The organism is Nesterenkonia populi, assembly GCF_007994735.1.
In the GTDB taxonomy this organism is placed as follows: Bacteria; Actinomycetota; Actinomycetes; order Actinomycetales; family Micrococcaceae; genus Nesterenkonia; species Nesterenkonia populi.
The window spans coordinates 2163564-2179016 of sequence record NZ_VOIL01000001.1; the positions used below are offsets into that span (position 1 = coordinate 2163564).

At 69.9% G+C, this 15453-nt stretch carries 11 protein-coding genes, 1 pseudogene and 1 riboswitch; of the genes and pseudogenes, 5 read left to right on the forward strand and 7 right to left on the reverse strand.

Translation table 11 applies throughout. The features are described from left to right. Nucleotides 1-62: 62 nt before the first annotated feature. Nucleotides 63-693, reverse strand: a pseudogene (locus FWJ47_RS12300) (transposase); the annotation flags it as partial. Nucleotides 694-943: 250 nt separating this feature from the next. Between FWJ47_RS12300 and FWJ47_RS10055 the strand changes: the two are divergent. Beyond that, nucleotides 944-2614 carry an ABC transporter substrate-binding protein gene (locus tag FWJ47_RS10055; RefSeq protein WP_170228552.1) on the forward strand — a complete coding sequence of 557 codons (1671 nt, stop codon included), beginning with the start codon at nucleotides 944-946 and terminating at the stop codon, nucleotides 2612-2614. Between the two features lie 92 nt (nucleotides 2615-2706). Further along, nucleotides 2707-4215 carry a malate:quinone oxidoreductase gene (locus FWJ47_RS10060; RefSeq protein WP_147107663.1) on the forward strand — a complete coding sequence of 503 codons (1509 nt, stop codon included), beginning with the start codon at nucleotides 2707-2709 and terminating at the stop codon, nucleotides 4213-4215. A 26-nt stretch (nucleotides 4216-4241) separates the two neighbouring features. On the opposite strand, the gene FWJ47_RS10065 is transcribed toward FWJ47_RS10060, so the two are convergent. From FWJ47_RS10065 to FWJ47_RS10075, 3 genes are read right to left on the reverse strand one after another with little or no spacing between them, the layout of a single operon-like run. Then, the gene (locus FWJ47_RS10065) at nucleotides 4242-4820 is read right to left on the reverse strand and encodes a hypothetical protein (protein ID WP_147107667.1); all 579 of its coding nucleotides are present in this window, start codon (nucleotides 4818-4820) and stop codon (nucleotides 4242-4244) included. Nucleotides 4821-4827: 7 nt separating this feature from the next. Then, complete coding sequence (locus tag FWJ47_RS10070) at nucleotides 4828-7920, reverse strand: AAA family ATPase (protein ID WP_147107671.1); 3093 nt, start codon at nucleotides 7918-7920, stop codon at nucleotides 4828-4830. Further along, nucleotides 7917-9089, reverse strand: coding sequence for an exonuclease SbcCD subunit D (locus FWJ47_RS10075; protein ID WP_147107674.1), 1173 nt, complete (start codon nucleotides 9087-9089; stop codon nucleotides 7917-7919). The genes FWJ47_RS10070 and FWJ47_RS10075 overlap by 4 nt, the downstream gene beginning before the upstream one ends. A gap of 109 nt (nucleotides 9090-9198) precedes the next feature. Further along, a riboswitch (TPP riboswitch) is annotated at nucleotides 9199-9316 on the forward strand. On the opposite strand from FWJ47_RS10075, the gene FWJ47_RS10080 reads away from it, so the two are divergent. The 3 genes from FWJ47_RS10080 (at nucleotide 9306) to FWJ47_RS10090 (ending at nucleotide 13045) form a co-directional block, all read left to right on the forward strand. Next, nucleotides 9306-9971 carry an ECF transporter S component gene (locus FWJ47_RS10080; RefSeq protein ID WP_147107677.1) on the forward strand — a complete coding sequence of 222 codons (666 nt, stop codon included), beginning with the start codon at nucleotides 9306-9308 and terminating at the stop codon, nucleotides 9969-9971. Its footprint overlaps the riboswitch before it by 11 nt. Before the next feature lie 19 nt (nucleotides 9972-9990). Beyond that, nucleotides 9991-12354 (forward strand): ATP-binding cassette domain-containing protein, encoded by a 2364-nt coding sequence (locus tag FWJ47_RS10085; protein WP_147107681.1) that lies wholly within the window; start codon nucleotides 9991-9993, stop codon nucleotides 12352-12354. 31 nt (nucleotides 12355-12385) lie between these two features. Continuing rightward, nucleotides 12386-13045 (forward strand): ADP-ribosylglycohydrolase family protein, encoded by a 660-nt coding sequence (locus FWJ47_RS10090; protein WP_147107684.1) that lies wholly within the window; start codon nucleotides 12386-12388, stop codon nucleotides 13043-13045. Here the strand turns inward: FWJ47_RS10090 and FWJ47_RS10095 are convergent. Genes FWJ47_RS10095 through rph form a run of 3 tightly spaced genes read right to left on the reverse strand, consistent with a single transcriptional unit; the run spans nucleotide 13033 to nucleotide 15448 of the window. After that, complete coding sequence (locus FWJ47_RS10095; RefSeq protein ID WP_147107688.1) at nucleotides 13033-14076, reverse strand: 3'-5' exonuclease; 1044 nt, start codon at nucleotides 14074-14076, stop codon at nucleotides 13033-13035. The genes FWJ47_RS10090 and FWJ47_RS10095 overlap by 13 nt on opposite strands. Next, a complete protein-coding gene (gene rdgB, locus FWJ47_RS10100) occupies nucleotides 14073-14699 on the reverse strand; it encodes an RdgB/HAM1 family non-canonical purine NTP pyrophosphatase (protein ID WP_147107691.1) in 627 nt (208 codons plus the stop codon). Before rdgB ends, FWJ47_RS10095 begins: the two co-directional genes overlap by 4 nt. Continuing rightward, the gene (rph, locus tag FWJ47_RS10105) at nucleotides 14696-15448 is read right to left on the reverse strand and encodes a ribonuclease PH (RefSeq protein WP_147107694.1); all 753 of its coding nucleotides are present in this window, start codon (nucleotides 15446-15448) and stop codon (nucleotides 14696-14698) included. The genes rdgB and rph overlap by 4 nt, the downstream gene beginning before the upstream one ends. Nucleotides 15449-15453: the final 5 nt, after the last annotated feature.

A 15453-nucleotide genomic window follows, 5' to 3' on the forward strand; every position in this document is an offset into this window, starting at 1 on the left:
AGGCGTCCAGGTTATGTTACGCATATCTTCACCTTTACACACTGGCTAGTGCGACAACGCCCTCAGCTAGGGCATGTCTGACAAATGTTGGTCCAGGCGATGACGCCGTGGAATCGGACTGCGGCACGGAAAGTGGTGGCCAGCTTGTCATAGCGGGTGGCGATGCCTCACCACTGCTTCAGATGACAGAACCCGCGTTCGACGATACTGCGGCCCTTATAGCTCTGGGCATCGAATTTCGGTGGCCTGCCGCCGCGCTGGCCACGGTTGCGCCGGGGCGTCGTTGGCCTGGCCGGGCGAGACGGTGCTCGCCAACGACAGTGCGTGACCCTCGACGAGCTGGTTAATCTTCGAGGTCAGTCTGCCGCGGGAGCGGCCCACCGCGTGATCAGGCGGCTCGTGCCCAGGATTCGTGTCATTCGACCCACCCCCCTGTGCGGCGGTTGGTATTGGTTGGGTGCTGATGAGCACGAGCTGCGGTGGAGCCCACCGACACGGTCCAGTCGATGAGCCCTCCAGCATCAGCCTGGGCAGTCGGCTTCGCCAGAATCTTCTCCCAGGTGCCATCGGGTGAGAGTCGGCGGTGCCAAGTCCACACCGCCTGCCAGCCCCGAAGACCTCAGGCAGATCCCGCCAGGCGATTCCGCACCGATCCCGATAGATGCTGCCCTCGACCACAGTGCGGGCACTTGACGTCATCTATCGGCTGGCCCATGGCCTCGGCCTCGAGGGCGCTGAACTGTTCCCGCACTGGCCCAGTCCCCACGGTGCACAGGGAAGCGCACAAACGGCGTCGTATGAGGTTCTGCGCCGTTAGACTGGACAGCCGACTGCGGTAAGAGAACCGCATGAGGCCGAGGGAAAACAGGTGAGACCGCACACCGCGGCTTGCTTGAGGTTCCAGTGTCTTTTGACGTGGGGGTTCGAGTCCCCCCTCGCGCACGTGAATCATTTGAACCGGCGGGGGTTCCTTCTCGCCTCCGGGGCGGGTGCGGCGCTCCTGAGCACCGCCAGCACGGCGGCACCCGCGGCAGATCCTCAGGGGGCCGATGAGACCGGCAACGACGACGGCGCGCCCGCTTCCGGCGAACTGATCATCGGCGCGGTCTCCGCAGTGGGGTCCCTCGACCCGGGGCTGGCGGTGGACACCGAGACGGAGCGGATATGCCGGCAGATCTTTGAGCCGCTGATCGGCATCGACCAGGAGACCGGCGGAGTGGCGCCCCTGCTGGCCGAGGACTGGGAGACGAGCGCCGACGGGCTGACTTGCACGCTTCGGCTGCGGGAAGGCGTGACCTTCCACGACGGCGCCGAGCTGACCGCCGAAGTCGTGGTCGCCAATTTTGAGCGATGGGGACAGCTGGACTACCTCTACGGGTTCGGGACCATCGCGAGCTCCACTCCCCTGGCATTCCCGACCGTGTTCGGCGGGTTCCTCGATCAGGAGACCTGCGTGCTGGAGTCAGTGGAGGCAGAGGACGATCACACGGTGGTCCTCACCCTCAGCGAGCCTGTGGCATACCTGCTGCAGGCGCTGACCCAGCCGGCCTTCGGCATCGCCGCGGAGAGCGTGCTCTCCGAGTCCGACCCGGGCCTGGTGTCCCGGAACCCCGTGGGCACCGGCTGCTACCAGCTGGCGGAGCGGGCTGAGGACGAGCGCAGCCTGCGGCTCACCGCGTTCGAGGACTACTGGGGCGAGTCCCCGGCCGCAGCCACGGTCACCGTGCGGGCCCTGGGCAAATCCTTCGACCGGCTGCGGGAGCTCAACCGGGGCCGCCTCGACGTCTACGACCACATCACGGCCGACAACCTGCGCCCCCTGGTCCAGGCCGGCCGGCTGATCCTCCAGCGGGACCCCTTCTCCATCCTGTACCTGGGGCTGAACCTCGAGCACCCCGTCATCGGTCAGCACGAGGTGCGTGAGGCGATCGCCCGCTCTGTGCGCCGCAGCGCCCTCATCGAGTCACTGCTCCTCGACGGCTCCCGCTCCGCGTTCCAGTTCACTCCCCCGGCCCTGGCCGTGCACTCCGACGACGCGCCCCGGTACGACCGCAGCCTCACCACCGCCGCCGAGCTCCTTGAGGAAGCCGGGTACGACGGCGAGCCACTGCGCTTCTACTACCCGATGGCCACCACCCGCAGCTGGCTGCCCCGGCCCGAGGCGGTCTACGCCTCCCTGGCCCGGGACCTCACCGAGGCGGGCCTGGTGATCGAGCCGCGCCCGGTCCGCTGGGACGACGGCTACGTGGAGGAGATGCTCGCCGACGACGACCGGGCGCTGCACCTGATGGGCCGCAACGGCGGGTTCCGCTCCCCGCACAGCTTCTTCGGCCCGATCTTCGGCCAGAACGGCCTGGGGATGCCCAGCCGGGAGTTCCACTACCAGTCCGAGGAGGCCTGGGACCTGATGGACCAGGCGCGCGCCGAACAGGACGATGAGGCCCGCGACGAGCTGTACCGGGAGCTCGCCGAAGTCATCGCCGAGGACATCCCCGCCGTCCCTCTGGCCTACCCGATCTCCGGGCTCGCGCTGGGCCAGAGAGTCAGCGACTACCCCATGTCCCCGGTGCTCAACGAGCGGTTCGCCGACGTTGCCCTGACAGATACGGACTGACATCGGTGAGGCAGATCTCAGGTAAAGTCGTGGCAACGAGATCCTGATCACTATCCGCTGATCACCTTCGACAACGAGCAAAGGGGAGCACTGTGACCCAGTCGGCAGCGACGCCGGAGCCCTCAGGCCCTGAGAACCGATACGACGTCGTCCTCATCGGTGCCGGGATCATGTCCACCACTCTCGGCAGCCTGCTGACCGAGCTGGAGCCCAACTGGTCCATCGGCCTGTTCGAGCAGCTCGACGGCGCCGGCCAGGAGTCCTCCGACCCGTGGAACAACGCCGGCACCGGCCATGCCGCCCTCTGCGAGCTGAACTACACCCCCCGCGGCAAGGACGGCTCCATCTCCACCGCCAAGGCACAGGGGATCAACGAGCAGTTCCACGTCTCCCGTCAGCTGTGGTCCCACTGGGTGGACAACGGCACCCTCGGGGACCCGCGCACCTTCATCAACTCGCTGCCGCACATCAGCTTCGTCTGGGGAGACGAGAACGCCCAGTACCTCAAAGACCGGTACGAGGCCATGAAGGCCGAGCCGCTCTTCTCCCACATCCAGCACACCGAGGACCACGACACCATCGGCTCCTGGGCTCCGCTGCTGACCGGCGGTCGTGAGCCCAGCCAGCGGGTCGCGGCCTCCAAATTCCACGACGGCACCGATGTCGACTTCGGCACGCAGAGCCGCCAGCTGGCCGCCCACCTGCAGCAGGCCGGAGCAGACATCCGCTACGGGCACCAGGTGACCGGCCTGAGCCGCGGCAGCGACGGCCGCTGGGTCATCACCGTGAAGAACACCGCAACCGGCAAGAAGCTCAAGGCCTCCGCCCGGTTCGTGTTCGTCGGCGGGGGCGGCGGAGCGCTGAGCCTGCTGCAGGCCTCCGGCATCAAGGAGATCGCCGGCTTCGGAGGCTTCCCCGTCTCCGGCAAGTTCCTGCGCACCACCGACGACGCCGTCGCCGGGCAGCACCATGCAAAGGTCTACGGCCTGGCCTCCGTGGGGGCGCCGCCGATGTCGGTGCCGCACCTCGACACCCGGTTCGTGGAGGGCCGCCGCTCCCTGATGTTCGGCCCCTACGCCGGGTTCGCCCCCAACTTCATGAAGTCCGGCTCCTTCCTTGACCTGCCGCTGTCGGTGCGTCCGCACAACATCGGCACCCAGTTGGGCGTGGCCAAGGACAACCGTGACCTGGTCACCTACCTGCTCAAGGAGGTGACCAAGTCCCAGAGGAAGAAGATGGAGGAGCTCTACCGCTTCTTCCCCAACGCCGCGGACGACTCCTGGGAAATGATCACGGCGGGCCAGCGGGTCCAGGTGATGAAGAGGAACGAGGAGGGCAAAGCCGTGCTGCAGTTCGGCACCGAGCTGGTCTCCTCCGCCGACGGCTCCATCGCCGGACTGCTGGGCGCCTCGCCCGGGGCCTCCACCGCGCCCAGCATTATGCTTCGGCTGCTGGAGCGCTGCTTCGGCGGGCTCGTGGACACCTGGAAGCCGAAGCTGGAAGCCATGGTGCCCTCCTACGGCCGCCTGCTCAACGAGGAGCCCCAGCTTCTTGAGGAGCTCAGCGCCAGCACCGCCAAGACCCTGCGTCTTGACGGCTGACCGCTGAGGAGCCCATCGCTGAGCGCTCACTGCGCTCCTTCAGGACCAGACGCAGGGCCTTCCCCCGGATCCTGCTCGGAAGGGTCGGACATCCGCATCACCGCAGCCGGCACGGCCGCTGCGGAAAGAACAGCCGATGTGATCAGCAGCCCCGATGACGGCGCGCCGATGAGGTGAATCAGCAGCAGGGCCGCGGCCAGCGTCCCGGCGAGCCTGTTCAGCGCCGCGCTGCTGACATCCTGCGGCAGCATCGGCGCGGACAGCCCGGCGGCGAGTGCCAGCCCGACGACGACCGTTGCGGTCCCCCAGTAGTGGGCCTGCTCCCGGGCGGCCCACTCGGAGGCGGTGAGCAGCAGGACGAGCAGCCCGGCGTGCAGGACGCTGGTGCTCAGCAGCACGCTGCGCGGATGCGCGTGCCGCCGCAGCCATGCCCGCAGGCTGATCGCCGCGAAGAGACCGCCCAGGGCGACGAGCGCTGAGGCCGCAGCAAGGAGGGGCTCGCCCCGAGTGAGCAGCGCGAACAGCAGCCCCGGAACCAGCAGCACGGCCGGGACCTGGGCGGCGGCGCGCAGCAGCCGGTCGGCGGTTCCTGGGCGGGTGCTCATCAGCGGCTCACCCGGGCACGCTCGTTGTCAGGGCGGAGCCTGTGCGGGTCTTGGTGACGAGCAGCTGTGAGGGGATCTGGCTGTGCATCTCAGTGACGTGACTGACCACGCCGACCCGTCGTCCCTGTCCCTGGAGGCTGGTGAGCGCACCCATGACCGCCTCGAGGGTGTGCTCGTCCAGGGAGCCGAAGCCCTCGTCGATGAACAGGGACTCCATCTCCACTCCCCCGGCTTCGGACTGGACGACCTCGGCCAGGCCGAGCGCCATCGCCAGGGAGGCCATGAAGGTCTCCCCTCCGGAGAGGGAGGAGGTGGGCCGGTGCTCGTCGGAGTGCTCGTCGTGGACCTTCAGGTCCAGGCCCTGTTTGCTGCCGCCGGGGCCGGTGTCCTGGTGAAGCAGCCGGTAGCGGCCCTCGGACATCGCCGTCAGGTGGTGTGAGGCGGCCTGGGCGACCTCCTCGAGCTTCGCGGCGAGCACGAAGGTGGTGAGCGTCATCCTCATGGGGTTGTCGTGGCCTCGGCCGCTGAGCGTCTCGGCGAGGGCGAGAAGACGGGTCTGCTCCTGGGCCTGGTCCGCTTTGGTCCGCAGGGCTTCGTCCAAGGAGGCGATGCAGCCGGTGACGGCTTCCCGGCGGGCGTCGAAGGTCGTCAGCGCGTCCCTGACCTGCTCCAGCGTCGTCTCCGCCCGGCGTGCGGCCTGCTGCGCGGCGTTGAGCTCCTCCGGGGCGGGCGGCGTCTCACCTGCGGCCTGCCGTGCCTGGCCTGCCTGCACCTCGGGCTGCTCAGCCTCGTAGGCGAGGCGCTGAGCCTGCGCCTCATGCGCCTTCGCGCTGGCCTGCAGGTCGGCGAGCTCCTCATGCTGAAGCTGGGCTGATCGAAGCTCATCAGTCTCCACGAAGGGGGATTCTGCGAGCTCCCGGTCAGCGGCCTGCTCAGCGGTGCGGGCAGCCGCGGCGGAGGCCTGCTCCGCGGAGACGGCCTTCGAGACCCGCTCCACTGCTGCTTCCAAGCCGCGGACGGCCTCCAGGCGGGCAGCCACGCTGGGGTGGTCTCCGCGCAGCCGCACGAGGACGGCGTCCAGCTCAGCGGCTGCGGCGGTCTGTCGCTCCGCCTCATCCGCGGAGCTCCTGCGCTCATGGTGAGCAGCGGTGAGCTGGTTCTGGGCGGCGTGCAGCTGGTCGGCGGTCTTCTCCAGCTCTCGGGCGATGCGCTGCTGCTCCCGGCGAGCCTCCTGGGCGGAATCCAGCTGCGCTTGGGCGGCCTCGGCTCGTTCGGCGATCTCCGCGGCGCTGGTCTCGGACTCCCCGCCGAGCTCCTCGAGAAGCTCGGCATGCTGCTGCTGGGAGGTGCGGTGCTGCGCCGAGGCTTCGACGGCGGCCTGGTGGGCGTCAGCCATCCGCTGCCGGTTCCCCTCGACCTGCTCCGCGGTGGTGCCTCCCGCATCCTGCGGTGTGTGCGGGGCCGGGTGGTCCACGGAGCCGCACACGATGCACGGCTCACCGGGCTGCAGCCGTTCAGCCAGCTGGGCGGCCATCCCGCCTCGGTAGGAGCTGACCGCACGCTGGTAAGCCGCATCCTGCTCCTGGTACTCCTGCTGGGCCTTCTCCGTGACCTGGTGCAGGCGTGCCTGCTGCTCGGCAGCACGGTCACGGCGTTCGATGAGCTTCGCCGCAGCCTGTGCGGAGGTGAGCGCCCCACGGGCGGCGTCCGCGGCGGCGTCGAGGGTCTCCTCCTCCTGCCGTTGGCTGGTGAGCTGCTCGCGAGCCTGTTCCAGCTGTTCGACGGCGGAGGTGAGCTCCTGGGCTTTCTGCTGCGCCTGCTCTGCGGACTGTGATGCTTCTTCAGCGGTGCGCAGCAGCTCGGCGTGCCGGCCCTCGAGCTGCTCCGCCTCTTCCTCGGCCAGGCGCGCGCGGAGTCCGGCGAGTGCCTCCGCGGCCTGCTGCAGCTTGTCCGGGGCAGGTGCCCCGTCCTCACTGAGGAGGGTTGGCGTGTCGGTCTCGGCGCCGACGGTGGTCTGCCATTGGGAGCGGAGAGTGTCGTCGGCACTCTGGGCGGATTCCTGGGCCTGCTGGAAGGCCTGCTGCTGAGCAGCACGGGCCTTCGCCGCTTCGCGGAACCACTTCTCCACTGTGAGGGCCTGCTCGTGGCGGGCGCATCGGGCCCGGTCCTGCTCCGCCTGGTCGGCGGAGTCCTGGTGAGCCTGGCTGGCTGCCTGGTGCTGAGTCCAGCGGTGCAGCTCCTTCTGCCGGGCCGAGAGCTCCTCAGCGTGGCTGCGGGCCTTCTCGGCGGCGTCACGGGCGGCCTCACGCTGTGCAGCCATCTGGGACCGGCGGGCCTCGGCCTGGACTGTGACCCGCTCGCCGAGACTCTCGGCAGGGACGTCGTCCAGCTCGACCTGCTCCGGCCGAGTCTGCTCCGCTTCGTCCTCGGGCGGCGGGACGAGCAGGGCGGCGGCATCGCTGCGCAGCCGGGAGGTGAGCTGCTCGATCTGCGCCTCGATCCGTTCGCTGCGGGCCCGGGCCTCCTTCGCCTGCTCGTTGAGCTGCTCCTCGAGCCGACGGAACCGGAAGGTGTCGAAGAGCTGCTCGAGCAGCGTCTGCTTCTCCGCGCTCTTGGCATGGAGGAAGTCGGCGAAGTCCCCCTGGGGCAGCAGGATCACTTTGGTGAACTGGTGGACGTCCAGGCCCAGGATGCTCTGCAGCTCGGCGTTGGCCGCCTGCACTCCGGAGACTCCCTGCTCCCATTCGGCGCCGGACCAGCGTTTCAGCGCGATGGTGGGGCTGACCTGGGTGGCGCGCCCGGGTCGGGTATAGGCGGGGGTGCGGCGAATCCAGTACCGGTCCTCGCCCCGGGAGAACTCCAGCTCGACATAGGGGGTGCGGTCAGCGGGTGCGTGGTGGGACTTCAGCAGATTGTGGTCACGCTGTCCGGCCACCCGCCCGTAGAGGGCGAAGGTGACGGCGTCCAGCACGGAGGTCTTGCCGGACCCGGTGCGGCCCCGCAGCAGGAAGAGCCCTTCGGCGCTGAGCTGGTCGAAGTCGACGGTCTCGGTGCCGGGGAAGGGCCCGAAGGCGCAGAGCGCCATCCGGTGCAGCTTCATGCGCGGGCCTCCTGCAGGGCCTCGGCGATGAGCTGCTGCTCGGGCTCGTCGGGACCGCGGCTGCGCACGTGCTCGAGGAACCCGGCGACGACCTCGGTGTCGGTGCGGGCCTGCTTCAGCTTCTGCGAGTAGGTGGTGCCGCCGCTGACCTGCCCTGCCCCGGCGTAGCTGAAGCTGGCCAGCCAGGGGTAGGCCTCCTGGACACGCTGGAACGCCTGTTCGGGCCGCTGATCATCAGTGAGCTTCACCTGGACGTAAGCCTCGGACCATTTCTCCAGGGTCTCAGGGCTGAGAACCTCCTCGATGGTCCCGGAGAGCCGCTTCAGCGGCCTTCCGATCGCCCAGTCCAAGGGCACCATGCTGCCCTCCACGGTGTCGTAGACCCACGCGCCCTTCTCCTGCTCAGCCTCAGAGAAGGAGAACCGGAGGGGAGAGCCGGAGTAGCGGACGGCGTCGGTGAGCGCCTGCCGGCCGTGAAGGTGCCCCAGCGCGGTGTAGTCGAACCCGTCGAAGACCTCCAGTGGGACCACGGAGAGTCCGCCGACGGTCTCTTCGTGGTGGTCGAGCCGCTCGCCGGCGGCTGCCTCAGCCCCGATGTGCCGCTCGGACTCGGAGGCGGTGCCTCTCGCGGCGAAGAGGTGCGCCATCACAATGGTCTGCGCCTCCGGGGCCCGCTGCGCACGATCATCCCGGATGCGCTGTGTGACCGCGCGGGCGGCCCCGGTGTGGTGGGCCCGCTCGCAGCCCAGTGCGGCGGCGTGCAGCTGCGGCTCCAGGTACGGGACCCCGTAGACCAGTACCGGCCCGTTCTCATCGGTGAGCTCCACAGGGATCCAGGAGTCCTCCAAGGCACTGCGAATGTGCACCCCGGAGCTGCGCATCAGACTGCGGCCGAACCCAAGCCGGGCCGCTGAGTCATGGTTGCCGGCGGTGATGATGACCTGCGCGCCGGCGTCGACCAGCCTGCCGAGGGTCTCCTCCAGCAGCTCCACCGCCCACTCCGGCGGCAGCGCCCGGTCATAGACGTCCCCGGCGATGAGCACGACGTCGACCCCCTGCTCACCCACCGCCGAGCACACGGCGTCGCACATCTCCTCCTGCTCCGCGCGCAGGCTGAACCCGTGGAAGCCGCGCCCGAGATGCCAGTCAGAGGTGTGCAGAAACCGCATGCCCCCAAACCTACCGGTGCGGACGGACATCCCTGCTGGCTCTGCACGCCCCGCCGTCATGCTAGTGTGACCGTCACCACCTTCAACAGTGGGGCAACTGAATATTGACTCTGTCCGACAGGGGAGCGGCCGCCGGCATCCGGCCAGTCGCTGAGAGTGGGCTTGAGGCCCAGACCCTTGAACCTGATCAGGCTAGAACCTGCGAAGGAAGTCGTTATGAACTCATCCTCTGCGCCTGCGCGCGCTTCTGCATCCCGCACCTCTGACCGCCGCCGCACTGTGCGCTGGAGCGTCTCCGACATCGTGGTGGCCTCCACCCTCGCCGTCGCCTCCGGCGTCATCTTCTGGGGCTGGAACCTCAGCTACCACTTTGTGGGCAGCCTCTTCGCCTTCTACCCGCCGGTGGAGACCCTCGTCCACGGCATGTGGCTCTTCCCCGCCGTGCTCGGCGCCCTCATCATCCGCAAGCCCGGTGCGGCGATCTACTGCGAAATGGTCGCCGCCGCGGTCTCCGCACTGCTGGGCTCCCAATGGGGCCTCACCGTACTGTCCTCCGGGTTCATGCAGGGCCTCGGCGCCGAGCTGATCTTCCTGGCAGTGATCTACCGGCGCTTCGGCCTCGAGATCGCCATGCTCGGCGGTGCCGCCTCCGGGCTCACAGGCGGCATCACCTACCACTGGATCGTGCCCATGTACGCATACGCGCCCCTGGAGACCGCCATCCACATCGGCTCCTTCATGCTCTCCGGGGCCATCATCGCGGGGCTGCTGCCCTGGCTGGGCGCACGGGCGCTCGCCTCCACCGGGGTGCTGGGACCGCTGGCCTCCCGGAAGGCGCATCGCGAGCCCGTGCTCGGCCGCAGCGTCCCCCGCTCCAGCTGACCCGGTGCCGGCTGACCCGATGACCGCCGAGCACACCACCAGCACGACGACGCAGGCTTCCCTCCCCGCCGGCGCGGAGGTCCTTGCTCGCGGGTGGACCTGGCACCACCCCGACCGGGACTCCCCCGCAGTCGCCGGCCTGGACCTGCACATCCGCCCCGGAGAGAAGGTGCTGGTCGCCGGACCCTCCGGGGCCGGCAAATCCACCCTGCTGCACGGCCTCGCCGGGGTCCTGCAGGACGAAGGCGCCGCAGCTCAGGGCGAGCTGCTCATCGACGGCACCCCGCCGGAGCAGGCTCGCGGCCGGGCGGGACTCATGCAGCAGGACCCGGAGGCCGCCGTCGTGCTCTCCCGCCTCGGCGACGACGTCGCCTTCGGCCCCGAGAACCTGGCCGTCCCCCGGGCCGAGATTCCGGGTCGGGTCACGGAGGCGCTCGACGCCGTCGGGCTGGGACACCTGCCTCTGGAGCACCCGACCGCGCAGCTCTCCGGCGGCCAGAAGCAGCGCCTCGCCCTCGCCGGGATCCTCGCGATGCGGCCAGGCCTGCTGCTGCTCGACGAGCCCACCGCCAACCTCGACCCCGAAGGCGCCGATCAGGTCCGCGACGCAGTCATCACCACCGCCGAGCGGACCGGCGCGACCCTGATCGTGGTGGAGCACCGGCTGGCCCGCTGGGCAGAGCACATGGACACCCTCGTCGTGCTCGCTCCCGGCGGCGGCGTCAGCCGGCGAGCGCCGTCCTCACACCTCAGCACCGATGAGTCCCTGCGGGAGGAGCTGGCCGAAGCCGGGCTCTGGGTTCCGGGCCGGTGCCCCGCTGAAGCGTGGGACCGGAGATCACTGAGCCCAGAGGCTGCTGGTGGTGCAGCGGTGCTGCGGGCTGAGGGGCTGGGCGTCTCCCGGCACAGTCCGCGCCGCGGCTGGCGACGCCGACGCTCTTCCGGCCCGGTGCTCACCGGTGCGGACCTCACCCTGCGGGTGGGACAGTCAATGGGGATCACCGGGCCGAACGGGGCCGGGAAGTCCACGCTGCTGCTCACCCTGGCGGGCCTGCTCCCTCCGCACGGGGGCAGACTCACCCCCGACCCGCATGCCTGGGGCCCCGGCCAGCTCATCGGCCGGATCGGGATGGTGTTCCAGGAGCCCGAGCACCAGTTTGTGAAGCCCACCGTCGCCGAGGAGCTGCGGCTCTCCGCCGAGCAGGCCCGCACCGCCGACGGTCAGCCGCGCTTCGCCGGCGAGGAGGCCGAGGACCGGGTGAACGGCCTGATGCGCCGGCTGCGGATGGAGCACCTCGCCGCGGCCAACCCGTTCAGCCTCTCAGGGGGTGAGAAGCGCCGACTCTCCGTGGGCACCGCCCTGGCCGCCGGACCCGAGGTGCTGCTGCTGGACGAGCCCACCTTCGGGCAGGACGCCCACACCTTCGCCGAACTGATCAGCCTGCTGCGCGATCACCTCAGCACGGGCGGCGCTGTGCTGGCGGTGACGCACGACGACGCGTTCCTGGAAGCCCTGGAGGCCGACGTCGTGGACGTCGGCCAGTTCCGTGCCCCCGCCGAGGAACCATCGGCCGACGCGGAGAACAGTGAACTTCCCGGGCTGGGATCTGTGCGTAATGCGTCCTGGCTGGGCCGACGCAGTCCGCTGGCTAAGCTTGTCGCGCTCTTTCTCATCACCCTCGCCCTGGTTGCGACCATCGATGCCGTCTCTGCGGCCGTGGTCGCCGTGGGGAGCTTCCTGCTTCTGCCTCTGGCCGGCATTCGGCCGCTGGCCTTCTTGGGGAGGATATGGCCCTTCGCCCTCGGGGCGGCGGTAGCGGCCTGGGGCACGGCGATCGCCGGTGAGGAGTCGGGCCGGGTGCTGCTGGACCTCGGCTTCACCACGGTGAGCACCGGGTCCTTGGAGCTCGGCGCCGCCCTGGGGCTTCGCGCTTTCGCCATTGTGCTGCCCAGTGTCATCATCCTCTCCACCACTGACCCCACCGACCTGGCCGACTCATTGGCCCAGCAGCTGAGGCTGCCGGCGCGGTTCGTGCTGGGGGCGCTCGCCGCGATGCGACTGATGGGACTGCTGGCCGAGCACTGGACCACTCTGGGACAGGCGCGCCGGGCACGCGGCATCGGGGCGAAGAAGGGACTGTTCGGACGGGTCGCCGGCACCCTGTCTCAGGCGTTCGGGCTGCTGGTCCAAGCGATCCGGACCGCCACCCGGCTGGCGGTGACGATGGAGTCCCGCGGCTTCGGCGCCGGACCGCGCACCTGGGCCCGGCCCGCCAGGCTCGCCCCCCAGGACTCCCTGGTGGTCCTGGCTGGTGCCGCCATCGCTGCCGCGGCCACTCTCGCGGCTCTGCTGGCCGGCACCTGGAACCTCGTATGGGCCTGAGCCCCTGCCCGCCGACGGATACCCTGTCCGGGTGAATCATGACGCGCTGACCGACGAAGACCTGAACGCGCAGTTCCTGCCTCAGATGACCGCGCTGCTGCCCGCCGAGGGGAAGCCCGTGCACGCAGAGACCCTGCTGACCCTCTGCCTGGCCGACGGACTGCTCGAGGTCCTCGAGTGGTCAGCCGAAGGCACCGGAGCCGACCCGCTGGGCGCGATGTGGCTGGCCTGCCTGCGCTGGCACCGGACCGTCGCCTGGGACTTCCCGGAGCGCGCTCCGCAGCCCCCGCAGCGGCCCACCGACCACGCGCTGACCCTCATCCTGCAGGCAGGAGGAATCCAGCTGATCCCCGGCAGCGCGGACAGCTCTGCGGCCGGGCTCGCCTCCGGAGAGATGGCCTACCCCACCAGCCCGGCCCAGCCGGATGTCTACGACGCGGCGGTGCTCTCCCGAGCGGTTCCGATAGGGCTGGTTCCCTACGTGGGAGCCGAGACGCGGAAGAAATGGGCTCAGGAGGCTGTCAGCCTCACCCACGGCCACCCGGACCTGACCGCGGCCGCGCAGTCGCGGGTCGCCGCAGTGAGCACTGGTGAGCACACGCCCCAGCCCGCCGCAGCGCCGAACCCGCTGCTGCGCGTCGTCGTTGATGACCTCGCCCGCCGCTGGCAGGGGATCGCTCAGGCCGCGTAGGGCCAGGCGTCTCCTGCCAGCGTGCGGAACCCCTGTTCGCTGACCAGCCGAATCTGTTGGCCGACCGCACGCCGACGCAGCGCGTCCTCGGCCTTGTTGGACCCCAGCGGGCCCTGCGGGTCGTGCTGGGCGGCGAGATCGGCGTCGTCGTACCCGTCCCCGATCACCAGCATGCTGGTGGAGCCGGTCACCCGTGACGACGTAGTGCCCCCGCATGCGGCGACCAGCTGCTTGGCCTCACCGCGCGGGATCACCAGGTTGCCCGTGAAGCTGACCTGCTGCCCGCAGAACGGGTGGGCGGGGTCCGCCTCCGGGTTCGCCGGCAGGTTCCGGCCCTCCTCCTGCCAACGCATCAGATCAGGCAGCTCCCGGTCCCCCAGGGGGACGGCCGCGTCGAAGAGATCCCCATAGGCGCGGACCTGCCGGGTGGCCCGGGACTCCCTCGGCCGTGGAGCGGCCCAGTGCGCCAGCACCTCCGGGTCGATGCTCGCGGCGCCGAAGAGCTCGTGCAGCTCCGGGGTCTGCCGGCGGCGGGCGATGTCCACCACAATCGCCGCAGCGGCCCGGGCGTCCCAGAGCGCATGATGGTGGTGCTGCAGCTGGAAGCCCGCCTCGGCGGCGGCCTTCGGCAGTGCGTGGGAGGGCAGCTGGTAGACCGCCCGCGCCAGACGGACCGAACAGAGCCCGCTCAGCCCCGGGCTGCCGAGCCCGGAGACCTCCAGGGCGGATTCGAAGACCTCCAGGTCAAAGATCACGTTGTGCGCCACCAGGATGTCCTCCCCGATGAACGCTGCGATCTCCGCGAATGCCTCACCGAACCGGGGCGCCTCGGCCGCCGCCTCCGGGGTGATCCCGTGGATTGACTCATTGCGCGGGTCGAACCGGTCGAACCCGGCCGGCGGACGCAGCAGCGTGTAATGCGTGTCCGTCTCAATCCCGTCACGGATGCGCACCAGGCCGATCGAGCACGGCGAGCCGCGGAACCCGTTGGCAGTCTCGAAGTCGACGGCGGTGAAGCTCAGACCCCTCACGCGACCGCCAGAACCTCCACGATCCGAGGGGCCAGGGCGACGAAGGCCTTGCCCCGGTGAGAGATCGCGTTCTTCTCCCCCATGGACAGTTCGGCCGCAGAGCGGGTCTCTCCGACGGGCTGGAGGATGGGATCGTAGCCGAACCCGCCGTCGCCGCGCTCCCCGGAGAGCAGCTGGCCATCCAGCCGACCCTCCGCGGTGTGCTCAACCCCAGAGGGAGTGACCAGAGAGGCCACGCACACCAACGCCGCGCCACGGTGCTCCTGAGGCACATCGGCGAGCTGCTGCAGCAGCAGACGCCGGTTGCTCTCATCCGAGGCGTGCTCCCCGGCCCAGCGGGCGGAGAAGATCCCCGGAGCCCCGCCGAGCACCTCCACGGCCAGCCCGGAGTCGTCCGCAACAGCGGGCAGACCGGTCTGGCGGGCGACTTCGCGTGCCTTCAGCAGTGAGTTCTCCTCGAAGGTCACACCGGTCTCCGGAATCTCCGAGCAGCCGGCGGCGGACGCGTCCACGACGGCGGCCTCCAGGTCGACGCCGGCGAGCGCGGGCTGGTCTGCCAGCAGGGCCCTGAGCTCCCGGACCTTGCCCTGGTTGCGGGTGGCGAGGACGAGCTTGGCGGTCATACTGCGCCCAGCGCCTGCTTCTGGATGTCGGCGAGCTGACCGCAGCCGGCGACGGCGAGGTCCAGCAGCTCGCCCATCTGACTGCGGGTGAAGGGAACGCCCTCGGCGGTGCCCTGCACTTCGACGAAGTCCCCGGAGCCGGTGACCACCACGTTCATGTCGGTGCCGGCGGTGGAGTCCTCCGTATAGGGCAGGTCGAGCACAGAGGTGCCGTCGGGCAGCACGCCCACGCTGATCGCAGAGACGGAATCGGTGAGAACCTCGGCCTTCTTGCCGACATGGCCTTCGCTGCGCGCCCACTCGATGGCGTCGACCAGTGCCACGTAGGCGCCGGTGATCGCCGCGGTGCGGGTGCCGCCGTCGGCCTGCAGGACGTCGCAGTCCAGGGTGATCATGTTCTCGCCGAGAGCCTTGGTGTCCACCACCGCGCGCAGGGCCCGTCCGATCAGCCGGGAGATCTCGTGGGTGCGCCCGCCGATCTTGCCCTTCACCGACTCACGAGAGTTCCGGGTGTTGGTGGCCCGGGGCAGCATTGCATACTCGGCGGTGACCCAGCCGGTGCCCCGGCCGCGCAGCCAGCGCGGAACATCGGACTCGAAGCTGGCGGTGCACAGCACCCGGGTATCGCCGAACTCGATCAGGGCGCTGCCCTCAGCCTGCCCGGACCAGCCGCGGGTGATCTTCACCTCACGCAGCTGGTTCACCGTGCGGCCGTCAGTGCGGGTGTAGGCGGACGTCTTCGTGCTCACGGGGT

Coding starts and splice junctions, on each gene's coding strand:
- FWJ47_RS10085 (WP_147107681.1), top strand. CDS start 9,991: ATGACCGCCGAGCACACCACCAGCACGACGACGCAGGCTTCCCTCCCC.
- rdgB (WP_147107691.1), bottom strand. CDS start 14,699: ATGACCGCCAAGCTCGTCCTCGCCACCCGCAACCAGGGCAAGGTCCGG.
- FWJ47_RS10075 (WP_147107674.1), bottom strand. CDS start 9,089: ATGCGGTTTCTGCACACCTCTGACTGGCATCTCGGGCGCGGCTTCCAC.
- FWJ47_RS10080 (WP_147107677.1), top strand. CDS start 9,306: ATGAACTCATCCTCTGCGCCTGCGCGCGCTTCTGCATCCCGCACCTCT.
- FWJ47_RS10065 (WP_147107667.1), bottom strand. CDS start 4,820: ATGAGCACCCGCCCAGGAACCGCCGACCGGCTGCTGCGCGCCGCCGCC.
- FWJ47_RS10070 (WP_147107671.1), bottom strand. CDS start 7,920: ATGAAGCTGCACCGGATGGCGCTCTGCGCCTTCGGGCCCTTCCCCGGC.